The organism is Nitrospirota bacterium (assembly GCA_023229435.1).
Lineage (GTDB): Bacteria > Nitrospirota > UBA9217 > UBA9217 > UBA9217 > JALNZF01.
Genome location: JALNZF010000002.1, coordinates 1 through 22461 on the forward strand (window position 1 = coordinate 1; position 22461 = coordinate 22461).

The window sequence follows — 22461 nt, forward strand, 5'->3', positions numbered from 1 at the left end:
CTTCGGGGCAGTTCGAATTTAACGTTTTTGTAGGGCAAGGCTTCAGCCTTGCTGATACCGAAAAGCCGCAACCCTGAAGGGTTGCCCTACAACTCAATGAAAACATAAAAAACCCAAACATCGACAATCTTTTGTCGATGTTATAGGCGTAAGCGCCTAAGCGAATAAAAAAGCCACGGAATCGATTTTCCGTGGCCCTTGGGTTTCCTGGCATTCTATTTATGCAATAAAAAACTAATAGAATCCCCCCTCGGCCACGGCGATGCGCTGCCATGCTGCAATGTGACCAGCTTTAAGGATGACCACGGGAGGGGTATACATAAGGTGAATATAGTGGAACTGTTTTCCCCTGTCAAGATTTTTGTTGGCAGCGTTATGAATGTAATATACGCACGAATCGCGGGGCGAAGCGATCGGCGCGGGGCAACCCGGCAGCGTTTACCTTGTCGGATTTCGCACAACCTGCCCCAGCATGCCTAAGGCAGGGGCTCTACCCTGCCTGCGAACCGGAGCTGCTCTGAACAGCCTGGTACAAGCGCTGCACCAGGGCCTGATTGTAGCTGTGGGAGGTCATGTTGGCGGTAATGCGTCCTCTGATGCGAAGGCCGAGAAGGTTGAGGTCTCCGATCAGGTCCAATATCTTGTGGCGCACGAATTCGTCGGGATAACGGAGTTCCGTGTTGATGACCTTGCCGTCGTACATGATGATGTGGGAATTGAGATATCCGCCGCCGACCTTTCCCAGCTTCTGGGCCATGTCGATATTCTCAAAGGTGTTGAAGGAGCGGGCCGGGGCTATCTCCCTGGCGAAAGACCCGCGTTCAGGATTGAACGTGAGGATCTGTTCACCTATGGGCAGCGGGTAGTCAACCCTCATCGATATCTCGAACCCTTCAAAGGGCTCCGCCGTGAGATGCTTTTCATGCTTCGCCTCGTTTCCCACGCCGATCTTCTTGCGGATGACGGCAACCCGGGTGAGAGCAGACTGTTCCTCGATCCCTGCCTCTTCTATGAGGTTGCAGAAATCCCTGGCGGACCCGTCTATGTTCGGTATCTCCTCGTCAACCTTTATGAGCACGTTGGTTATGCCGTACATGGAAAGGGCCGCCATCAGATGTTCAATGGTGCGCACCCGCCGCCTGCCGTTGTCCAGGGTTGTGGAGTTGGCGGAGAAGGTCTGCGATGAGACGGACTGGGAGTAATCCTCAAGTGAGGTAATATGTCCGCGGATGGTCTGACCGTCAAGCGTTTGAAAGATGATCCCTTCGTTGGTCCCGAGGGAGCTCAGAATGACGCCGGTGTTCCGGCCGCTCAGGAGCCCGATGCCGTTCAGGACCACATTCCCCCTGATGGTGCGCTGAGGTTCGGGGGAATCCACCACGTCCACCGCGCCGGGAGGTATCGAAAGGTCGGCGCTGACGATCTCGAGTCTCGTATCCGAGGGCAGGCTCTCGTTGCTTCCGGAAGGCCGATGCTTCAGGGCGGACGCCACCTTGTCGAGCAAGACCTCCAGCTGCAGCGGTTTTTCCAAAAAATCATAGGCGCCGGCCTTTATGGCGGCAACCGCCGTCTCGATCCCGGCATGTCCGCTCATCATGATGACGGGGAGCGCGGGGAACCGGTCATGCAGGCGTTTCAGGAGCTGCATACCGTCGATGCCGGGAAGCCAGATATCCAGCAGGACAAGAGAGGGCTCGAGCGTATCGAGCTTCTGCCAGAAGCTCTCAGCATCCGGAAATGAGATGACCTGATGCCCCTCGTCCTTCAGAATGTTCGCAACGGTGGAACAGATGGAAGATTCGTCGTCTATTATGCAGATAGGATTCATGTAAATGATTTTATACCTTACGAAGTTGTAGCATGCAGACGCAAACCGAGCGCCTTCACAACCTTGAGTATTGTGGCAAACTCAGGATTGCCGTTCGGAGAGAGAGCCTTGTAAAGACTTTCGCGGCCGAGTCCGGCTTTACGGGCAACCTGAGACATGCCCTTTGCTCTCGCGATGTCACCAAGTGCCGCAGAAATCAGGGCGGGGTCACTGTCCTCAATGGCGGCTTCAAGATAATTCGCCATGTCTTCGTCCGTCTTGAGGTAATCCACTACGTCCCATTTCGTTGTTTTGAGCTTTCCTTTTTTCATGGTGCCCTCCTAATTACAGCATCCGCGCCATTTCAATCGCTTTTTCAATATCCCGCGTCTGCGTGCGCTTATCGCCACCCGCAAGCAGGATTACTACTTCCCGGCCGCGATGTACGAAATAAACCCTGTAGCCAGGACCGTAATCGATTCGCAGCTCTGAAATGCCCTCTCTCAGAGGCGACACGTCTCCAGGGTTCCCCAGCATCATACGCCGAAGCCGCGTGTTAATTCTGGCAACAGCCCGTTGATCACGAAACCCCATAAGCCATCGTTCGAAGACCTCTGTCTTACGAATTTCGATCACAAATTAATTGTATCCCATAGGATGCATGAAGTCAAGGAGAATGTTTCCGTAGATGGAGTGGGGTATGAATGATTGAACGATAAATCAGCAAAATATAATATTGCTAAGACTGGCAACTACCACAAATACAGGAAGTACACATCACCGCAAACTGCAACCGGCATCCATTAACTCCTGTGAGATCCTGTTATTGCAGTCTCGCTCCGCACTTTTTACAGACATGTCGATTGATATCGGTGCCCAGGTATTTCCCGCAGGAGGGGCATTTCCAGTTCTGGGAGGTAAAGCCGATGTACGAGCCGATAATAACAGCCTGGGCCCCGAAGAGGGTGACTTTTGAAAATGCTCCGAAGAGATCGGGGCGCTTATAGACCACTGCGCACAGAAGAACGGAAAAGAGCGCTGCCGCTATCGCCATGAACTGGCGGTTCTGGCATGTATGGAACTCCTGCATGATCTGTTTGGGATCTTTTTTTTGTGTCATCGTATTTCCTTCTGGTCGAACGGGAGCAAAACGGGCCGCCAAGCCTGTTTTTCAGCCGGCCTGCGCGCCGCAGCACTTCTTGAATTTTTTGCCGCTCCCGCATGAGCAGGGATCGTTGCGGCCGATCTTGGGGGCAACGCGGATGGACGGTTTCGGCATGGTCTTTCCCGTTGTAAAGTACCAGGCCCCCTGTTCCTTTTTGAACCGGGAGAGCTCGTGATGTTCCTGCCTATTCCCCTTCTCGGAATAGGACACCACAAATTCCACCTGGCCCTCGCTGTCTTCCGGTCCGCCGGCAGTCGTCTGAACGATTGTGATCCCATGCCATACCGTGCTGGCAGCCCAGGCGCGGCTGCTTTGCTCGTCATAGCCCGACCGGTGTTCAGGATGAAGAGAGGTGAGAAGATAATCGATCTCTTGCTTGACATAGGCGCTGTAGCGGGAGCGCATAAGCTGCTCCGCGGTCAGCGCCGGCAGCTCACCCTTGATCAACGGGCGACAGCACGCGTCATAGGCAACTTGTGAACCACAGGGACAAAGATCCATTCCGTACTCCTTACGCGCGAATTCGAGGTCTACCCGGCGCCGTCCTCATGACAGCCCGCTTTCCGGTGAGATGAATAAATATCATACAAAAAACCGCAATGAAGCGCAACGAGAAAAAAGGACTCGTGTTGGGTAAAGCTTTTTTGATTCTGCCTTTCCCCTGCGCCGGGTAGCTCTGAGCGAAAGACGCGCATAGCAATGCTGCACAAATCGTAGTTGCGAGAACAAGACCAGGCAGACACGGCCTCGCCCTTTTAAAAGGGCGAGGGTGGAGTGCTGCGAGACCTGCATACCAGGGTGGAGATACTGTATATAGCCCTGCATGCTGCGCGGCCGAGCGATGAGCTGCCCAAAAAAACAGATGCACACGTAAACGATCCATGCTCGCCAATTTTGCATTGATTCCAGGCCGGGCAGTGTGCTATAGTTCACGGTGCCTGAGAAGCGCGTGTTTTTCTGATGAGACCGCCTTACGGGCAGCCGTTCGCAGCAGGCTTTTGCAAATGCATCAGAATAACCGGGGGTGAAGCCCATGTCATATCGAGCCTGGTTCCAATGCATCAATGAAAAATGCAATGAGCAGTATCCGCTCAACAAGATCGTCTACCGCTGCAAGACCTGCGATTCACTGCTGGAAGTAAAGCACGACATGCAGGCCCTTGCCCACCGGAGCGCCAAGGCGTGGATGAAGATCTTCGAGGACCGCTACAAGTCCACCCAGTGGCCCTACGGCTCGGGCATCTGGGGCAAGAAGGAATGGGTCCTGCCGCAGATCGCCGATGAGAACATCGTCTCGCTCTACGAAGGCGGCTCCAACCTGTTCTGGGCAGAGCGGTTCGGCAAGATCATCGGCGTGGACAACCTCTGGCTCAAGCTCTGCGGCAACTCCCACAGCGGATCGTTCAAGGACCTCGGCATGACCGTGCTCGTGTCGCAGGTCAAGCAGATGATCAGCGAGGGCGCTCCTATCCAGGCCGTGGCCTGCGCCTCGACCGGAGACACATCCGCCGCGCTTGCGGTCTACTGCGCCGCCGCCGGAATCCAGTCCATCGTGCTTCTTCCCAAGGGCAAGATATCCATGGCCCAGCTCGTCCAACCGATCGCCAACGGCGCCCTGGTCCTGTCGCTGGACACGGACTTCGACGGCTGCATGCGCGTGGTGCGGGAGATAACGAAGGACGAGACGATCTACCTGGCCAATTCCATGAACTCGCTCAGGATCGAGGGTCAGAAGACCGTGGGCATCGAGATCGTCCAGCAGTTCGACTGGGAGGTCCCCGACGTGATCGTCATTCCCGGCGGGAACCTGGGGAATGTCTCGGCCCTCGGCAGCGGACTGCTCATGATGCGCGACCTCGGGCTGATCACCAAGCTGCCGAGGATCGTGGTCGCCCAGGCGGAACGCGCCAATCCGCTCTATCGTTCCTATATGAAGAACTTCGCTTCCTTCGAACCCATGGAGGCCGGGAAGACGCTGGCAAGCGCGATCCAGATCGGCGACCCGGTGAGCATCGAGAAGGCGATCCGGACGCTCAAGCAGTTCGACGGCATCGTCATGGACGCCACGGAGCAGGAGCTGTCCGATGCCGCCGCGCTGGGCGACCGGACCGGCATGTTCAACTGCCCGCACACCGGCGTTGCCCTGGCCGCGATGATAAAGCTGATCAAGGCCGGCAAGATCGACAAGTCCGAGCATGTGGTGGTCATCTCCACGGCCCACGGGCTCAAGTTCACCGACTTCAAGATCAATTATCACGAAGGGAAGCTTGGCTTCCCCAGCCAGTACGCGAACAAACCCATTGAAGTGTCTGCGAATGTGGGCGCGGTCAAGGAAGCGCTCACGAACGCATTGAAAAAGAGGAGAGAACAGAATGTCTAAGAAACCGTCCGATCCCAAAAAATGGAAGCCGGCCACCCTCGGCATCCACGGCCTGGACCGTGTTCATCATGCCCACTTCGCGGTCTCCACGCCGATCGTGCATACCTCGAACTACTATTTTAATAACACCCAGGAAGTCTACGACTTCATGAAGGCAAAGAGCGAAGGCAAACTCCTGCGCGAGCACGAGTACGGCCGCTACGGCAACCCGACCCAAACCGAGTGCGAACGGAAGCTTGCCGCCATCGAGGGCGCCGAGCGCGCGGTGCTGTTCTCCAGCGGCATGTCCGCCGTGATCCTCACCCTCATGACCTTCATGCGCCGCGACGGCCACATCATCTTCACGAGCGACTGTTATCGTCAGACGCGCGACTTCGCCTCGAACCTGCTGGCCGAGTTCGGCATCCAGGTATCTCTGGTAGATCCGACCGCGAAAGCCATTGAGAAGGCGATCAGGCCCAACACGAACATCATCTTCACGGAATCGCCCACGAACCCGTACCTGCGCTGCCTGGACCTCCCCGCGGTGGTGAAGGTCGCGAAGAAACACAAGGTCTTGACCATCATCGACGCAACGCTGGCCACGCCGTACAACATCAAGCCGCTTGATATGGGCGTCGATGTCGTGGTCCACTCGTCCACCAAGTATCAGGGAGGCCATAACGACCTCCTGGCCGGCGTCGCTCTCGGCTCGGACAAGCTCATGAACGACGTCTACCGCATGCAGCGCATGATCGGCGCCGTGCCAGGTCCGCTCACCTGCTTCCTGCTGGAACGGGGACTCAAGACCTTCGGCCTCCGGATGAAACACCACAACGAGGCGGGATTGGCCGTCGCGCGGATGCTCGAAGCGCATCCGAAAATCGAAAAGGTCTGGTACCCCGGCCTGAATTCCCACCCGGACCGGAAGATCGCTAAGGCGCAGATGAAAGGCTTCGGCAGCGTGGTCACGTTCCTGCTCCGGGGCAACGACGCGAAGACCCGGAAGTTCATCGACTCGCTCGAACTGTTCCTGATCACCCCCAGCCTCGGCGGCAGCGAAAGCCTGGTGACCCAGATGTGGATGATGTCGTTCTTCGACTACCCCGAAGACTTCCGCAAGAAGATCGGGATGGAGGACAACCTGGTGCGACTGGCGCTCGGCCTGGAGGATGTGGACGACCTGATCGCGGACCTGAAGCAGGCGTTGGAGAAAATTTAAAAGACGAGGCGAGTCGCGCCTCGGGCGATCAGGGCGGGGGGCTTTCCGAGCAGAAACGGCGTACCGTTTGCACACTGGGACGAACAGCAAGGGAAACAGACATCACGAGGAGGGTGAAATAAGGAGGGTGAACTCGGATTACTTTGCGGAAGAATAAATATTCGAACATACCAATTCATGGGAACCGATGATTTCAGCATTGACCGGACCTTCTTTTGACAGGACCTTCTTTTGCCTTGCCTTTTCAAGGGGTTTATAGTAATCTTTCTTATTTGGAGTGTGTAATGCCTAAAATTGTTACCATAGACAAGCTCGAAAGAGAAATAGAAAAACGCCCACCGCAGGACCAGCTCAAGCGGACCTCCCACATGGAGTGATAAATGATAACCCTGCCGGAAATCAAGAGCGCCCTTCATCAGCATAAATTGTTTCTCTCGGACCGATTCAAGGTCAAAACAATCGGTGTCTTCGGATCATACGTAAGAGGCGAGCAGAAGGATGGAAGCGACATCGATATTCTCGTGGAGTTTTCCGAACCTGTCGGTTTCTTCGCTTTTCTCGATCTCGAAGAATACCTGGCTGGTTTGCTCGGCGTCAAAGTCGACTTGGTTTCGAAAAAGGCACTCAAACCCCGAATCGGCAAACACATCCTTCAGGAACTCGTTAGCCTATGACATCCAAGAAGGAATACGGCGATTATATTCAGGACATCGTCGAATCCATAACCGAATCAAGCGAATTCGTGCACGGCATGTCCTATGATACTTTCTTGGGCGATAAGAAAACGATAAACGCCGTTATCCGGAGCATCGAGGTCATCGGCGAAGCTGCGAAGAACATTCCTCAAACGCTGAGAGACCGTTTTCCCGACATTCCCTGGAAAAAGATGGCCGGGATGAGAGACAAACTGATCCATGAGTATTTCGGCATCGATTTGGAGATCGTATGGCAGGTGGCAACCAGCGAGCTTCCGCCGTTGAAACCCAGGTTTATAAAAATGCTGGCGGATATTGAGGGTGAAGAACAGGCGGGATGACGAGCGGAGCCGGAGGATTTGCATGAAGGAGGCATCGCCCTTGTCCCGCTTCAAGGAAAAGCGCATGTATGCGTAACAGTAGAGACTGTCATCGAGAGAATACCGCAAGGCCGGCTGAAAATGAGTTAATTCATTTTTGACCGGCTTTTTCTTTCCGCGGAGTTGCAGTTGCAATGTACTGCAATGAATGTGGACGCACAGATTCTGAATATCGAAAACATTCGTTTGCATCAACGGAATCGCGGGTGGGAAGCACAGTTAGAAACAATGTCGCCAAAGTTGTATCAGTTCAGTGACGTGGATGCCCTGATCGAAGATTTTGTAAGGGATGTGGACATGGCGCGGCGAGGTGAATTATGAACGTGAAGAAGAGCGACATAGGCATCAAAGGGCTGGCGGAAAGTCTAAAGGATTTTTCCGAAGCCTGGGAAAAGATCTCATCCGGGAAGAAAGTGAGGAAAGAGGAGGGCATTTACTTCGACACTATCGACACCATGCAGGCGGTCCTTACCAATAACAGGCTTTTGGTCCTGAAGACGATTCGTGAACGCAAGCCGGGCTCTGTGTATGAACTGGCGAAGATGTTGAAGCGGGATTTGAAGAATGTCAACCAGGACCTGAAAATGCTTTCCGAAGTAGGGCTGGTCACGCTCGAAAAGACGGAAGCGGACAAGAAACGGGTTGTTCCGCACGTTGATTACGCGAAGATACTGCTGGAAATTCCGGTGTAGGGTATGCCGGCAGATCAGTGGGGCATAGTGCATCCTGCGTGGAATTGAGGTCGCGTCTTGAAAAGGCAGTTTCTTATATTTCAAGACCAGACCCCAATGTTCTTCTTGCTCTTTATCGCTTCATAGTCGGAACCAAAATACTTGCTTAAACATACTTGCTTAAACCTATTTACATTTAACCGTGGTTGTTATAGACTCAGAGCACTTGTATTCATTCTATTCAAAGGAGGATTTTTCAATGAGGCGAAAAATAGTTATTGGACTTGCGGTTCTCATGGTTGCTATCACGAGTCTTTCAGGTTGTACAATTCATTCGATGGATGTACAGACGTTAACCATACCACCGCATAAAGAACCGGTAACAGTAACAGTTAAAGGTGATGCGAAATGTCAGGATTTTTTCTTATTCTTCCGGGTACAAGAATTTCTTAACATACAATCAAGCGACGGAACTAAGCCTGTGCGTGTTCAGTAAAAATGTATTGAAGGGAGGGATAAAAATGATTAGAAAATTGTTTGTATTAGTAAGTCTTCTTTTAATGGTTTCCTTTTCGTTGTTGTCAGGCTGTGCCTCATTGCCAAGCCGTGCAGTAATGGAATCAGAAGTAAGTGATTTTAAGTTACCCAAAACGGCTGATAAAGATAATGCCTTAATATATGTAGTACGCCCATCCTCAGCAGGTAAATTAATTCGCTTCAATGTTTTTGTTGACGATAAAGAAGATAGCTCAGAGATGGGCTACACTCGTGGCTCACAATTTATTTACTTTTTTGTTAAACCAGGCAATCACACAATACTGTCAAAAGCAGAAAATTGGAGTGAACTATTCATTGATGCAAAGGCAGGAGAAATATATTTCTTCAGACAAGACGCATCAATGGGATTTGTTATGGCAAGGAATGAGCTGCTACGAATTCCTGATTACGAAGGTAAATATCAGGTTAAGAATACGGATTTAGGAACAATTATTAAGGAACGGAAGTAATCATATAATTAATAAAAGAGCCCCGGCGGGTTGAGCCTTCGAGGCTCTTTTTTTTATGAGGATATGTATGCTTCAAAATCACATGGATGCTGTCATAGGTGCCATTGCAAGTCTCGCCGGTGTTGTAATCGGATTTTTTCTTCAGTTGTTCTCCAATCATTTGTCTAACCAGAAAAAAATAAAAGATGAATTTGCGGCAACAAAGAATGCGATAGACGCTACAACGATTTTTAACAATCTTTTTCCTGTTCTTCATGACTTAAAGCATTTTTTCGTCCGTAACCCGAAGTTCTTAAAAAGAGGAAGCAACATGGCGTTCTTTAATAAGTGGCTAATGGAGCCATTAGTCGAGGAAAGTTTTACCGGCATAGGCTACTGGACTCAAGATAAGGTAAATGAAATGTTGAATGACTTGGCAAAGACAGAAACCGCATAGCGTTCACAAAACACTTCTCAAACGAACCGGCGGAGCTACCGCCGGTTCTTCTTTTTATGCAGCAACTTCTGGCCAAGACTTCTTTAATATCAAGCCGCCATACGCAAATAATGTCTATATAGCATTCCTGGCATCGTTGCTTGATTAAATTTCCCTGCGGGGGTATATTGTCCGCCATACACGCTGCTTTCTATGAATAATAACCTCAAACACAAACCCTTCGACATCGAAACCGCAAAACCCGGTGTCATCCCCCCGTGCCCCGTTGCCCCGGATTCGCTCGTCGGTATACCACGACAGCAGACCAACCCTGCTCGCTGGGACGGAGACGGCTGGCTGGCCTTTGTGGCCGAACTTGCCGCGAAAGGGATCGAGGTTGATGAGCAGAAGTCCGCGCGAACACTATATATTACGGACTCAGGAGGAATGGCTTATGGCCTGCCGCGCGGCGTGCTGATAGCACGAACGACCGGGATGGTGGCCGACGTCATGGCTGCTGCACAGAAACATTGCGTACCGGTGACCGTGCGCGGGGGCGGGCTCACAACCGAGGGAGAGACGGTCTCGTTCGGCGGACTGCAGCTGGACATGCGCGGCATGAGCCGTGTAATTGCGATCGACAAAGACGCTATGACAGTTCGTTGCGAAGCAGGGATCTACTGGCACTCGCTCGCGGAGTCACTCCGCAGGCATGGACTCGATTACCTCTCGGCCCCGCTGAACATGACCGCCTCGGTCGGCGGCACGCTCGGCGTCGGCGGCATTGACATCAACTCCCCGCGCCTTGGTTGCAGCGCGGACCAGGCCTTGGCGATCAGGATCGTCACGCCCACCGGAGAGATACTGGAATGTTCCGAGAAGGAAAACACCTGGTGGTTCAATCGCGTGCTGCTCGGCTACGGCCAGTTCGGCATCATCACCGAGGCGACGCTCCGCATCAGGCCCTTTACCCCGCTCACGATGCATTACTTCTATTACGGCGACCTGCTCACTGCCATGGAAGATCTCGTGATGATCTGTGATGAGGACGCCGCGGACTACACGGGCATCCTGACCATGCTCGACCGGGCAGTGAACCTGCTCGTGGCATTTGATTCCGAAGAGCGGGAAAAAGCATTCTTCAAAAAATGGCGGCCGCGCCTCAGGGGATTCGGAGAACTGGGTTTCGCGTTCCACACGGGACTTTACTACGCGCTCAGGCCATGGAAATTCCGCGAGGCGCTGTATCTTCTGGATCGAAAGCGCACACTGCTGCCGGAGCTCCAGCCATCCCATCATATGCACAATGGTAAGATGGTTGACCGTACGGTGGTGTTTTCTCAGGCAGTCTGGAAATTCTGGGGCGGAAGACAGATGGTTATCCCGGACCTGGCAACGAGCCGCGAGAAGTTCTTCGAGGCCATCCTGCGGGGCAACGAGGTGTGTAAAAAATACTTTCCCCACTACACGCTCTACTGCGTCGGCATCAAGCTCATCGGACCGCGCGAGCGCTACGAGCTCTCGTGCATCCCGCCTGACGCGGAAGGCATTGCCTACGGGTGCGAGTTCGAGCCAATGCTGGAAGGCCATACCTACAGCCGCGATCATCTGCAATCGTTCAAGAACGAGATCTACGACATCGGCGTGGACATGGGTACGAGCTATTACCGCTTCGGCGGCATGATGAAAGGCTACATCCGCCGCGCCTTCGGTGATGCCGTGGTGGATAAGCATCTTGCCATGAAGCGGGAAGTTGACCCTGCCATGGTGCTGAACCGGGATGTGATCTTCTGATGGATCAGCAAAGCCTTTAACCACAGAGGACGCAGAGAAAAGCGGTTATGTCTGACAATGAAAAGACCCCCTCACCTCGATCCTCTCCCCATCGGGGAGAGGAAAATTACTTAACCCCCTCGCCCCTTGAGGGAGAGGGCTGGGGTGAGGGGAAATCCCCGGAATACAATGGTTCGATATAAAGCATCTAAAATAAGCACCGATCCATCGCAATGCAACGGCTGCGGCGTCTGCATGCTCTCCTGCCCGGTCTGGAACCAGCACCATACGAAGATGCTGACCTATTGCGGCAGGAATCGGGCCTCACTCGGCGGGGCAACAGAGGAAGACCTCCTTGCATCGGCCCGCGCATGCATCCTCTGCGGGTCCTGCGAGCCCCTCTGTCCCATGGGCATTCGCACGCAGCAGGCCACGATCACATTACGTCAAAATCTTGCGGCACGCGGGCTCCTTCCGAAACCAGGCGCTCGATCCGGAAAGCAAAGGTCTGAAACACCCGGAACTTCCCGGACCCTGCTTCCGGGAAAGGCGCTCAATGAGGATGCGAAACTTGCCTCGTCCGTGCTCAGGCTTCTCGGACAACGCGCCGGCATCCACTCCGAAGACGGCTATGATATTTCGCTTTCCCTTGAATCAGGCCAGGACATCAGCGCTACCCGCATCGAGGAATTCATCACACCATTGATAAAAGTGAAAGAGATCATTGTTGCTGACGGACTTCTGTTCAACCTCCTGCGTTCCCTGCTTCCTTCATCGATCACGGTCCTTTCCCTGGGACAGGCTTTGCTCGCGAATCCGAAAGTACGCTCCGGCTTGAAAGCGAGCGACTTCTACATGATCGAAACGCGCGCCTATAATGCCAATCGGACAGCATTCGTGGCATTGTATGACGCGTTGCGCCGGGAGATCGGCTGCTTCATGAACCTGGACCTTCAGCGCGTGGCAACACCAACGGGCGCGGCAAGCTATCAGCATCACATGGGCCTGGAAAACATCGTCTCCGTCGAGACACAGGTGAGATGGCTGCTGGAAGGCCGTAGCGCACAGCGCATCGTGGTGGAGCATCTTGACGACCGGGAGGCCTTTGCCCGGCACACAACGATCCCGGTGGTCCATCTGGCCGAGGTGATGGAGGGATGACAAACGTGCGGACAACAGACGTTATCATCGTCGGCGCAAGCCTCTCTGCCGCGGCTGCCGCAAAGCGGCTCGTTGACGCCGGATACGAGACCATCGCCCTCGAGCGGTTCAGCCTCCCTCGCTCGAAGCCCTGCAGCGGCATCATCTCGCCGCGCGGCCACCGTTTTCTGATAGAAAATTTCGGTCCCCTGCCCCGAGAAGTGCTGCACGAGCCCACGGCCTGTAAAGGCGTGACCTTTTACTTTCCCGGCGGCGTTGAACTGCCCATGGAGTTCGACGGCGGCTCGACCCCGCACCTGAACCGCACCTATTCCGACTATTGGGCGATCCAGCGGAGCGGCGCTACGGTCCATGACAATATGCGATTTCTGTCCGCCGTTGACCATGGCTCGCACATAGCTGTCGTCGCAAGCAACGGGCAGGAGGACACGCATTATCGGACGCGCTATCTGATCGGCGCTGACGGACCGAACTCCAAGGTGGTCAGCACCCTGTATCCGGAATATCGCGAAAAGATCAAGTGGTTCACGGTCAAGCAGCATCTTCACGAGATCATCGAATGTCCGCTGGACCCGGAATACTTCCACTACTGGTTCCATCCAGAGCTCGGGTACTATACCTGGAGCCATCTGCGGAACGGCAAACAGATCGTGGGCGTGGGGTATGAAGCGGATGACGATTTGGAAGCGCGCCACGTAAAGGCGCTGCGCTACCTGGAAGAGCGCCATAAAGTAAAGCTCGGACCGTGCGTCTCGCGTGAAGCGAGCGTGAATAACTTCGGTCTCTCGCTCATCAACCGCTACGTCTTCGGCAAGGGAAACATCATCGTGACCGGACAGGCAGCCGGGTTCCTGAACATGATCGCCGAGGGCATGTCAGCCGCGCTCCATTCCGGGGCGATCGCGGGGGAAGCAACAGTGGATGCCTTCAGGCTGAACAAACCCATCCAGGACATCTACCGGACGATGATCCAGAGCGAAGTGCGGCGCTGCTCGGACCAGTGGAACATCCTGAAGATCCTCTTTGGCCGGCCGCACGAGGCCGACTTCATGGGCACCCTGGCCAAACGCGGTATGCGCGACAAGCTCATCGTGCTGAAGGACACGGCGAAGTTCCTTGCGCCCTGGGGAAAATATAATTGGGGACGTCAGATGCTCTGGCAGGCGATCACACGGCAAATAACGGGCGGATACAATCCCCGCAGATGGCTATGAAAACGAAAAGTTGAGGGGGCGCGGTTTTCGCGACCCTCTCGAAGCGAATGGTTAGAATCATTGTCGGGTTTCACTTCGTTCTACCCGCCCTGCGAACTTCGCCCGGCAAACATGGCCCCTTCGGGGTAGTTTGAATTGAATGTCTTTGTAGGGCAAGGCTTCAGCCTTGCTGAAACCGAAAAGCTGCAACCCTGAAGGGTTGCCCTACAACTCATTGTAGGCGTAAGCGCCTAAGTGATAAAACGAACAAAGCTGCGTCAAATACGTTGACACGGATAAAGTCTAGGGAAAAGCTTTGCATATGGCGGGACGCGATGGATCTCAGGATGGTGAAAGAATTGCTGGATGCGAACAGACGCGGAACCCGGTTGCCAGCGAGCTTGACTCTATCCCTCTGCCGGGTTCATCTCTGGTTATCAGGCGCCTTATCTGCCTTGCGTAATATCAAGCCGATGTATCTGTTGATCGGGTTTGAACGGTCGAGGAAAGGCACGGGGGCTTTTTTCCTTGACCCCAGTCCCCGTAATTCCATCAGGATATCGGGGTTGCTGTTGTCGTGCTTCAGCCCTTTTCCAAAAGCGTCAAGCGCTTCTTTTTTCTTACCCGCCGCAACGTAGGCCCTGCCAAGATTAAGATAGAAAACCGGAAACAGCATATCCTCGCCGAACCATGACTCCTTTTTTATCATGGCAAGGGCCTTCTTGCATTTCTCGACGCCATCGAGGTACTTTTTGTCCACCAGGGCCTGAAGACAACCGTAATAGGAGAGGATAAAAGAATCGTAGGGATACTGCAGGGCGGCGTGCTGAAGGAGATCGAAAGCCTCTTGCTGATTTCCCTTCCGGAGATGGTCTTTCACTGCCCGGAGATACTCACCCGGCTTGGCGACACCATGACGTGCGTGCGACGCAGACCCGCTTTCATGCTCTGTTTTTTTCTTATTGTCCTGTTCATGCATGGTCACATTTTAGCATAAACGCATTAAAAGACAAGGGGGCAATGAGAAATTCTGCATAAAAACGAAGGGGTCTGGAGCCTCTTGCAAAAGCCCCTGTATGACCCTTCGACAAGCTCAGGGCGAACGGCGGTGCACTGAATTCTTAGTGATATTTCCGTTCGTGGTGAGCCTGTCGAACCATGAACGAGACTTTTGCAAGAGGCTCTCTGGTTTGCACAATTGTTTTCAATATGGGTTTCAGGTACACGCAGAATTGATTGATGGCCGGCATTCACACAGCAACCTTGACCACGATCTTCATGACTGGTGATGATGCACTGCCTGCCAGTTTGGGGGCATGCCCGTCTTCCGGCCAGAGCACGGCAAGTTGTCCTGTCTGCAAATACGCCCGCGTCCATTTTCCCGCTGCCGCGGTGCCGAAGCAGATGTCTTTGTCCGCGTCATAGGCCTCGGTGATCATCATCCGCGATAACGGCGCCCAGCCAATGACCTCTTCGCCGGACACGATGAACTGCACGTCGATGTACTTCCGGTGGCATTCAAACTTCGGCGCATCGGTTATCATTGTCTCATACCGCTGGACCAGGGCAAATACCCGGTCCCCATCGATCTCGAACCTGCCGTCAGGCAGGCCGTGAATAGTATCTGCGCGCAAAAAAGCAAAGGCCTTCTGCAATCCAGGTGTTCTGACGATCTGATGATCAATGTGATCGAGGTCCGAGACTACCATGCTGTTCTCCTAACATGATGGAACCAACAAAACCGGGTCAAATACTTTGACACGGATAAATTTTGAGTAAAAATAGATGGACTCGCAATAAGTCGAATTTAACCGCAGAGACGCCGTAGCCTTCAAAAGAAAAGCGGCCACTTAGGGAAACGCGCAGCGAAAACCTTTGCTATTTTCACTATGCATTTCTCCGTATCTCCGCGTCTCTGCGGTAGTAATGACTTATTGCGAATATGTCAATATTGATTCTTGAGAGCTTTCACGGAAACGCTTTGCATAGGGCGGGATGCGATGGAACTCAGGAAGGTGAAAGGATTGCCGGCGAGCTCGACTCCCTCTCCCTGCGGTTGTTCATCTCTTCTTATCAGACGTCTTTTTTGCCTTGTGCAAAATCAAGCCGACGTATTTGTTGATCGGGTTTGAACGGTCGAGGAACGGCACGAGGGCTTTTTTCCTCCTGCCCAGTATCCGTAGTTCATTCAGAATATCGCGGTTGCTGTTGTCATACTTCAGCCCTTTTCTAAAAGTGTCAAGCGCGTCATCTTTCTTATCCGCCGCAACGTAGGCCCGGCCGAGATTAAGATAAAAGACCGGGTAAAGCATTTCCTCGCCGAACGATGACTCCTGTTTTATCAGGGAAATGGCCTTCTTGCAATTTTCAACGCCGGCGCGGTACTTTCTGTCCACCAGGGCCTGAAGACAACCGTAATAGGAGAGGATAAACGGGTCGTCGGGATACTCCAGAGCGGCTTGCTGCAGGAGAATGAAGGCCTCCTTCTGGTCCCCCTTCCGGAGATGGGTTTTCACCGCACGAAGATAATCACCCGGCCTGGCGACCTCACGAGGAGTGTGCGGCGCGGACCCGTCTTCATTTCCTGCTTTTCTATTATCGTTATGTTCATCCATGCAGGTATTTTAGCATATTTGCGGACGAAGGCAAGAAGAGAAAACAGAAGTGTCGCCGGAGTTTCGAAGCTTTGCGACAATAAACGCAGAGGTTTGAGAACGCTGATTCCTCAGTTAACTTATGCTCCGGCTCTTTTAAACACGAGCATCTTGGCGAATTTTTCCCGACTGATGATGCCTTCGTCGATCAGCAGATCAATTAACGCGTCAAGTCGTAAATCCTTCTCGTGCTGCTCGTTCTGGAGGGTGTCTGACATTTCTCGTGGACGAATAATTTCCAGATTTCCCGAATTTGATTTCTTGGTCGGTTTCCGATCAACGATCTCACCATCATAATATTTACGAATGGCATCTTTGATCTCTGATTCCAGCGCAAGAACCGGGGAGATTTTCAGGTTGGTGATGAATTGAAGCTCGGTTATCGTATCAAGGTCAAAGGGATCGGACATGGCTATAAACAAAGTACTATTTCGCAGACTGGTCGGGACGACCTCATACTTCTTGACCAAATTAGGCGCAAGAAGTTTTATTTGCTTTTCCACAAGGGGAGGATCGAATAAGTTAACATAGGGGATCTTGATATATTTTGAGATGGTTTCAGCTAAGTCCACTTCGTTTACGAATCCCAGCTCAATGAGACTATGTCCAAGCTTTCCACCCCAGGTCTTCTGGCGACCCAGGGCTGATTGCAGCTGAATGTCGTCTATGAGGCCGGCATCAATCAGTATCTCACCAAGTTTTTTTCCCATAACCATGTCCTCCTGCCCCGTGGCAGAAAATTAAAGCAATGATCAGCGTTCATCTTCCGCGAATGAAATAGTGTTGCAATGCGGCAGATTATAGCTTGTTGCGCGGTTATTGGCAAGGACATTTCGGTTGAGCACGGGGGATGAAGATAAAACGAATGTGCTCCTCATCGTAACGGCACGGGGAGCTTTTTCGAGACCATCAATGAATATTTTTCTTTCATGTCCCCCGCGGTTTCGTGCGCTTTGTCGGCGCGGCGTTCCAGGGGTCATCCGGCCAGGGATGCCGGGGATAGCGGCCCTTCAAATCTTTTTTCACGAGCGGATAGGTGGTGTTCCAAAAGCCCCTCAGGTCCTGCGTGATCTGGACCGGACGCCGCGCGGGAGAAAGGAGATGGAGCAGGACCGTGACGCGTCCGCTCGCGATCGTCGGCGTGTCCGCGAGTCCGAACATCTCCTGAAGCTTGACCGCGAGTATGGGCTGAGCACCGGAAGAATAATCGAGCGCCACGCGGCTTCCGCTCGGCGCCGTGATCGACAGGGGCGCGCGTTCGTCGAGGAGCCTCCCCTGTTCCCGGGATAGCCTTGCTTTCAGCGCCGACAGGACATTCAAACCTCGCAGGCCCTGGGCACTGCGAATGTTCCCGAGCCAGGGAAGAAGCCATTCTTTCGGGTCAATGAAAAGGTGTTCCTCGGAAAGGTCAGGCCAGGTCTCTTCAGGAAAGGCCTTCTTCATGAGCCCTGTCCTGGCCTGGAGCCGCGTCGCCTCTTTGCTGAAGGTCAGCAGTCCCGGGGTCGCGCGGACCACGTCGCACAGGATCGGCGCGGCCTCTTCATCAGCAGGCGTGAAGGGCCGCGCTGAAATGATCAGTTCCCCCAGCCGCTCTTCTTCAGCGGCTGCGATCCTGTTTTCCTGCCGATTCCATTCAACTTTTCTGAAGGTTTCGATTCGGCCCCCGCATTCGCTGCGAATGAGGTCCTCGGTGACCGGCGCCGCCAGATGGATAATGCCCTCTGTCTTCTCACCGGCATCGACGTTGACCGCGATGAGATACTGGCTGCTCACGAGATGACTGTCCGGCGAAAGACGCACACCCCTTCCCTGGGTGATAACGTAACTGCAATTGCCTGTCGCGCGGCGCTTGCAGATCCTGTCCGGATAGGCGGAGAGCAGGAGTCGCGCGATCGCATCGTGATCAATGTTCTTTTCCGCGGCGCCGGACGTTGTCCCGGACATCAAACGCCGGAGTTGTTGCGAGGTCCGCTCCGCGGCCCGGAGCGCGGAGGAATCAGTTGTCCTGCCTGCTCCTGTCCCTGTTCGTCCCCTTCGCAGCGCGTCAACCCGCTCCGAAATATCAGGCTCATTGATCATGCGGTCCGTTGCGCTGTGCCGGAATATTTCCCGCTCCGACAGGATGGCCGCAAGGTCCGCGCCGAGATCCACGCACCCCAGTTCCTGCGACCTTATCATGAGTCGCGAGAGCCGGGGATGGAGAGGGAGGCGGGCCATTGCCCTGCCGGGCGAAGTGATCGAGCCGGCGGCATCAAGGGCGCCGAGGTCCTTGAGCAGCTGCACTCCTGTTGCCCATGCCGCGGCAGGCGGCGCGTCGAGCCATGAGAGCGCGTGCGGGTCTTTCACGCCCCATGCCGCGAGTTCGAGCGCGAGTGGCGAAAGATCGGACAGGAGGATCTCGGGTTGCGTAAAAGCCGGCATGCCATGAAGGTCATGCTTGCTGTAGAGACGATAGCACACACCCGGTCCGAGCCGTCCCGCCCTGCCCTTTCGCTGTTCTGCTGATGCCTTCGAAGCCGGGACGGTCACCAGCCGGTTCATTCCCGTCGCGGGATCGTACCGGAGCATGCGGGTCAGACCGCCGTCGATCACCACGTGCACGCCCTCGATGGTAAGGCTTGTCTCGGCGATATTCGTGGCAAGCACGATCTTCCGCTGGTCTTTTGACGGAAGAATGGCGCGCTCCTGTTCCTCGAACGGCAGGTCGCCATAAAGCGGATGCAGCGCAACGCGGTCTTCGCTCATATTCAGTGCTTCGCGAAGCTGCCTCTCGCACGCGCGGATCTCGCCCGAACCGGGAAGGAACACGAGGATATCGCCATGCGTGTCCTTCAGTGCAATCTTGACCGCCGAGGTGATGCGCTGGGCAAGAGAACCGGAAGTATCCGCGAGGTACTGCTCTTCCACGGGAAAGGCCTTCCCCGTGGACGTGATCACCGGCGCGTTGCCGAGCAGTGCCGCGATGGGGCCGCACTCCATGGTGGCTGACATGACCAGGAGCTTCAGGTCCGGACGAAGTTGCCTGCGGATATCAAGGCAGAGCGCGAGGGCAAGGTCCGCATGGATGCTCCGCTCATGGAATTCGTCGAAGATGACCATGGCGACGCCTTCGAGGCCCGGGTCTGACTGGATGCGTCGCGTGAGGATGCCTTCGGTCACGACCTCGATCCGGGTCCTGTCCGACCGCTTCGCGTCGAAGCGTATGGCATACCCCACGGTATCGCCTGCCTGCTCACCAAGTGTCTTCGCCATCCAGCGCGCGGCCGAGACCGCGGCAATCCTGCGCGGTTCAAGCATGATGATCCGGCCCTGTGCCGGCGGCAGTATGTCAAGAAGTGCGAGCGGAACACGCGTGGTCTTACCTGCCCCCGGCGGCGCGTGCAGAACGAGCGAGGGATTGGCAAGAACCGCCTCCTTCAGCTTCGGGAGAATGCTATCTATGGGATAGGAAGTCACGACAAGCCTTCTGTCCTCGGAGGAGCGTAATTGGAAACTACTTAGGTCCAAGGTTCCAGGTTCACCGTTCAACGTTGAATATTCAGCTTTAAACCGTGAACGGCTCGACTGAGCTCGCCGAAGTCCCTAAACCGTGAACCTGTTAACCTGAGGGTTTGCATCCTAACATTGAATCACGAGGTTATCGATCAGTCTCGTGCGTCCGAGCCGGACGGCAACCAGCAGCACCATGCTGTCTTTGGCTGATGAGAGGGGCGCGAGGGTCTCGTGGTCGGCGATCTCGATGTAGTCGATCTCGATGCCCTTTTCCTCCCGCAAGACAGCCTGGATTCTGCTCTTCAGCATCTCAGACTCCCTCGTCCCGGTCCGTACCAGCTGTTCTGCCGCGGACAGGGCGCGATGGATGACCACGGCCTTGCGCCGCTCATCAGCGTTCAGATAACTGTTCCGCGAACTCATGGCGAGGCCGTCCGGTTCGCGCAGGGTGGGAAGCACCACGACGTCCACATCCAGGTCCAGGCCTTTGACCATCCGCTTGATGACCGCGCACTGTTGATAGTCCTTCTGGCCGAAGAACGCCTTGTGGGGCTTCACGATGTTGAAAAGCTTTGCCACCACCGTGGCCACGCCTCGGAAGTGTCCGGGTCTGAGTGCGCCTTCAAGAATATCGGAGATACCCTCCACCGCAATGAAGACGGACGGCTTTTCAGGATACATCCCGGCGGTCGTGGGCATGAACAGGACATCGACGCCCGCGGCTTCGCACTTTGCACGGTCCCCTGCCTCGTCGCGCGGATAGCGGTCAAGGTCCTCATTCGGCCCGAACTGGGTTGGGTTCACAAAGATACTCACGACCACGACGTCGCACTCCTGCCGCGCGCGCCGCATGAGCGAGAGATGGCCTTCATGCAGAAAACCCATGGTCGGCACGAAGCCGATCGTCCTGCCCTCACTGCGGAAAGAGTCGGCACGTGACTGCATATCGGATATTGTGGTGATAATTTTCATGTCATGCACCTTAATGGAAACAGCTGGTTTCAATCCGTGGTCAACAGGTTAATAATCAGACGTATAAGCAGGTCTTTGTTCGCCGGTGCGCTCTCCGCTATCAACAAGGCCAACGCCGTGAGCGCGGTTTCGTTCATGCGTGATGTCATGCCTTCCTGTTCCATGTACAGCAGGAACAGAAACGACCCGATGCGTTTGTTGCCGTCGCTGAAGGGATGGTCCTTGATGACGAAATACAGCAGATGCGCGGCTTTCTCTTCCCGGCTCTTATACAGCGGGTCGCCGAACATCGTCTGCTCGATACTGCCGAGAATCCCATCCAAGGCCCCGCCCCTCGCGTTGCCAAAGAGTGGTGTCGCCTCGCTTCGGAAGATCAAATCCGTCTTGAGACGGTCAATTGCGATCCTCGCCTTCTCGTAAGAGAGCACACCCTGCGCGGGCCTGCAACCTGGCGGAAGCGGGATCATCTGCTCATCGTATTGCAGCAGCAGCCGCCATGTTTTCGCATAATCCGCGATCAGGGCCAGCACTTCCTTGCCGGTATCATTCACCAGTGCATTGGCATGGAGTGTCCGAGAGAGGAGTTCCAGCGCCTGCTGAGCCTCGGTGATCCCGAGTTCGGCCAGGCGGGCCTGATTGAACGTGTACCCTTGAAGAATATGCCTGCGCAGCACATTGGTAGCCCATTGACGAAAACGTACGCCGCGCTTTGAATTCACCCGGTAACCCACGGAAATAATGGCGTCAAGGTTGTAGTGCTTGATGGTCCTGGAAACCTGTCGCTTACCCTCAGTTTGAACTACCGAGTAATCCTCGGCAGTTGCCGGTTCGGACAATTCGCCTTCCGTATATATATTTTTCAGGTGCAAGCCGATATTATCGGTACTGCTCTCAAACAGGTCAGCCATCTGCTTTTGCGTCAGCCAGACCGTCTCACCGTCCAGCCGGACCTGAACCGCGCTTTGTCCGTCAGCATCTTCATAAATAATTATTTCACTCATGTTCTATACTCCGGCATGTCATTGCGACGATCGCAATACGCTGGGAACGAACAACCCTGAAGTTACATTTTTAGTCCAGCTAATTTCTCCAACCAATGGTTGGAGTTTTTGATTGTCCCTGTATGATAAGTATAACTGTCGCATATCCCATAGTTTTGAACGGAAAACCCCTGTAACCCCGGAAACTCATTTTGCAGATCTTTTGCCAGGGTCTTTACGATCGCCTTGCCCCAGCCAAGCTTGGCCTGCTTTGCCACTATTGATTTGCCTATGTCCCAATAAAGGCTTATAAGCTCTTTGTTTACAGCTTTAAAGGCGTCATACTGGGCTTTGTGTATCCGATCCTTGATCTCAGCGAAGAAGGTTTTGTACTCTGTGCTCGTTATGACTTTCAGCGTTAATTCCGGTTGCGTATCCCTTGCCCTGTTTGCGCTCATGACCCTAGACGTACTTTCCCTGAGAGGCAGGGGGGCTCGACCATCTCTTATGTAGAA

At 54.2% G+C, this 22461-nt stretch carries 22 protein-coding genes and 1 pseudogene; 10 read left to right on the plus strand and 13 right to left on the minus strand.

What is annotated here, in order from left to right:
* Window positions 1-490: 490 nt before the first annotated feature.
* The 5 genes from lpxC to M0R70_01655 all read right to left on the minus strand — a co-directional run bounded on the left by lpxC (window position 491) and on the right by M0R70_01655 (window position 3473).
* Window positions 491-1828, minus strand: a complete 1338-nt coding sequence (gene lpxC / locus M0R70_01635; GenBank protein MCK9418062.1) for a UDP-3-O-acyl-N-acetylglucosamine deacetylase — start codon at window positions 1826-1828, stop codon at window positions 491-493.
* 17 nt (window positions 1829-1845) lie between these two features.
* Window positions 1846-2073 (minus strand): putative addiction module antidote protein, encoded by a 228-nt coding sequence (locus tag M0R70_01640; GenBank protein MCK9418063.1) that lies wholly within the window; start codon window positions 2071-2073, stop codon window positions 1846-1848.
* 79 nt (window positions 2074-2152) lie between these two features.
* On the minus strand, window positions 2153-2443 hold the full coding sequence (locus M0R70_01645; protein ID MCK9418064.1) for a type II toxin-antitoxin system RelE/ParE family toxin: 291 nt from the start codon (window positions 2441-2443) through the stop codon (window positions 2153-2155).
* Between the two features lie 187 nt (window positions 2444-2630).
* Window positions 2631-2927, minus strand: coding sequence for a hypothetical protein (locus M0R70_01650; protein MCK9418065.1), 297 nt, complete (start codon window positions 2925-2927; stop codon window positions 2631-2633).
* 51 nt (window positions 2928-2978) lie between these two features.
* Window positions 2979-3473 (minus strand): YchJ family protein, encoded by a 495-nt coding sequence (locus M0R70_01655; GenBank protein MCK9418066.1) that lies wholly within the window; start codon window positions 3471-3473, stop codon window positions 2979-2981.
* A gap of 532 nt (window positions 3474-4005) precedes the next feature.
* On the opposite strand from M0R70_01655, the gene thrC reads away from it, so the two are divergent.
* The 10 genes from thrC to M0R70_01705 all read left to right on the plus strand — a co-directional run bounded on the left by thrC (window position 4006) and on the right by M0R70_01705 (window position 13869).
* Complete coding sequence (gene thrC / locus M0R70_01660) at window positions 4006-5352, plus strand: threonine synthase (protein ID MCK9418067.1); 1347 nt, start codon at window positions 4006-4008, stop codon at window positions 5350-5352.
* On the plus strand, window positions 5345-6553 hold the full coding sequence (locus M0R70_01665; protein MCK9418068.1) for an aminotransferase class I/II-fold pyridoxal phosphate-dependent enzyme: 1209 nt from the start codon (window positions 5345-5347) through the stop codon (window positions 6551-6553). Before thrC ends, M0R70_01665 begins: the two co-directional genes overlap by 8 nt.
* A gap of 380 nt (window positions 6554-6933) precedes the next feature.
* Entirely contained in the window at window positions 6934-7227 is a 294-nt protein-coding gene (locus M0R70_01670) for a nucleotidyltransferase family protein (GenBank protein ID MCK9418069.1), read from the plus strand.
* A complete protein-coding gene (locus tag M0R70_01675) occupies window positions 7224-7589 on the plus strand; it encodes a DUF86 domain-containing protein (GenBank protein MCK9418070.1) in 366 nt (121 codons plus the stop codon). Before M0R70_01670 ends, M0R70_01675 begins: the two co-directional genes overlap by 4 nt.
* Window positions 7590-7945: 356 nt before the next feature.
* On the plus strand, window positions 7946-8320 hold the full coding sequence (locus M0R70_01680) for a hypothetical protein (protein MCK9418071.1): 375 nt from the start codon (window positions 7946-7948) through the stop codon (window positions 8318-8320).
* Between the two features lie 593 nt (window positions 8321-8913).
* Window positions 8914-9306, plus strand: a complete 393-nt coding sequence (locus M0R70_01685; protein ID MCK9418072.1) for a DUF2846 domain-containing protein — start codon at window positions 8914-8916, stop codon at window positions 9304-9306.
* A gap of 67 nt (window positions 9307-9373) precedes the next feature.
* Complete coding sequence (locus M0R70_01690; protein ID MCK9418073.1) at window positions 9374-9742, plus strand: hypothetical protein; 369 nt, start codon at window positions 9374-9376, stop codon at window positions 9740-9742.
* A 192-nt stretch (window positions 9743-9934) separates the two neighbouring features.
* Complete coding sequence (locus M0R70_01695) at window positions 9935-11515, plus strand: FAD-binding oxidoreductase (protein MCK9418074.1); 1581 nt, start codon at window positions 9935-9937, stop codon at window positions 11513-11515.
* A 168-nt stretch (window positions 11516-11683) separates the two neighbouring features.
* Window positions 11684-12655: a 4Fe-4S dicluster domain-containing protein gene (locus M0R70_01700; GenBank protein MCK9418075.1), complete on the plus strand. Its 972-nt coding sequence runs from the start codon at window positions 11684-11686 to the stop codon at window positions 12653-12655.
* A gap of 5 nt (window positions 12656-12660) precedes the next feature.
* Window positions 12661-13869 carry an NAD(P)/FAD-dependent oxidoreductase gene (locus M0R70_01705; GenBank protein ID MCK9418076.1) on the plus strand — a complete coding sequence of 403 codons (1209 nt, stop codon included), beginning with the start codon at window positions 12661-12663 and terminating at the stop codon, window positions 13867-13869.
* A 403-nt stretch (window positions 13870-14272) separates the two neighbouring features.
* On the opposite strand, the gene M0R70_01710 is transcribed toward M0R70_01705, so the two are convergent.
* From M0R70_01710 to M0R70_01745, 8 genes and pseudogenes are all read right to left on the minus strand, one after another.
* Entirely contained in the window at window positions 14273-14827 is a 555-nt protein-coding gene (locus tag M0R70_01710) for a hypothetical protein (protein ID MCK9418077.1), read from the minus strand.
* A 271-nt stretch (window positions 14828-15098) separates the two neighbouring features.
* Window positions 15099-15557, minus strand: coding sequence for a YhcH/YjgK/YiaL family protein (locus M0R70_01715; GenBank protein ID MCK9418078.1), 459 nt, complete (start codon window positions 15555-15557; stop codon window positions 15099-15101).
* A 351-nt stretch (window positions 15558-15908) separates the two neighbouring features.
* On the minus strand, window positions 15909-16463 hold the full coding sequence (locus tag M0R70_01720; protein ID MCK9418079.1) for a hypothetical protein: 555 nt from the start codon (window positions 16461-16463) through the stop codon (window positions 15909-15911).
* Between the two features lie 119 nt (window positions 16464-16582).
* Entirely contained in the window at window positions 16583-17212 is a 630-nt protein-coding gene (locus M0R70_01725; GenBank protein MCK9418080.1) for a hypothetical protein, read from the minus strand.
* A gap of 217 nt (window positions 17213-17429) precedes the next feature.
* Entirely contained in the window at window positions 17430-19958 is a 2529-nt protein-coding gene (gene hrpB / locus M0R70_01730) for an ATP-dependent helicase HrpB (protein ID MCK9418081.1), read from the minus strand.
* A 162-nt stretch (window positions 19959-20120) separates the two neighbouring features.
* Window positions 20121-20966 (minus strand): pantoate--beta-alanine ligase, encoded by an 846-nt coding sequence (panC, locus tag M0R70_01735; GenBank protein ID MCK9418082.1) that lies wholly within the window; start codon window positions 20964-20966, stop codon window positions 20121-20123.
* A 29-nt stretch (window positions 20967-20995) separates the two neighbouring features.
* On the minus strand, window positions 20996-21967 hold the full coding sequence (locus M0R70_01740; protein MCK9418083.1) for a virulence protein RhuM/Fic/DOC family protein: 972 nt from the start codon (window positions 21965-21967) through the stop codon (window positions 20996-20998).
* A gap of 63 nt (window positions 21968-22030) precedes the next feature.
* Window positions 22031-22362, minus strand: a pseudogene (locus M0R70_01745) (DUF1016 N-terminal domain-containing protein).
* Between the last annotated feature and the right edge of the window lie 99 nt (window positions 22363-22461).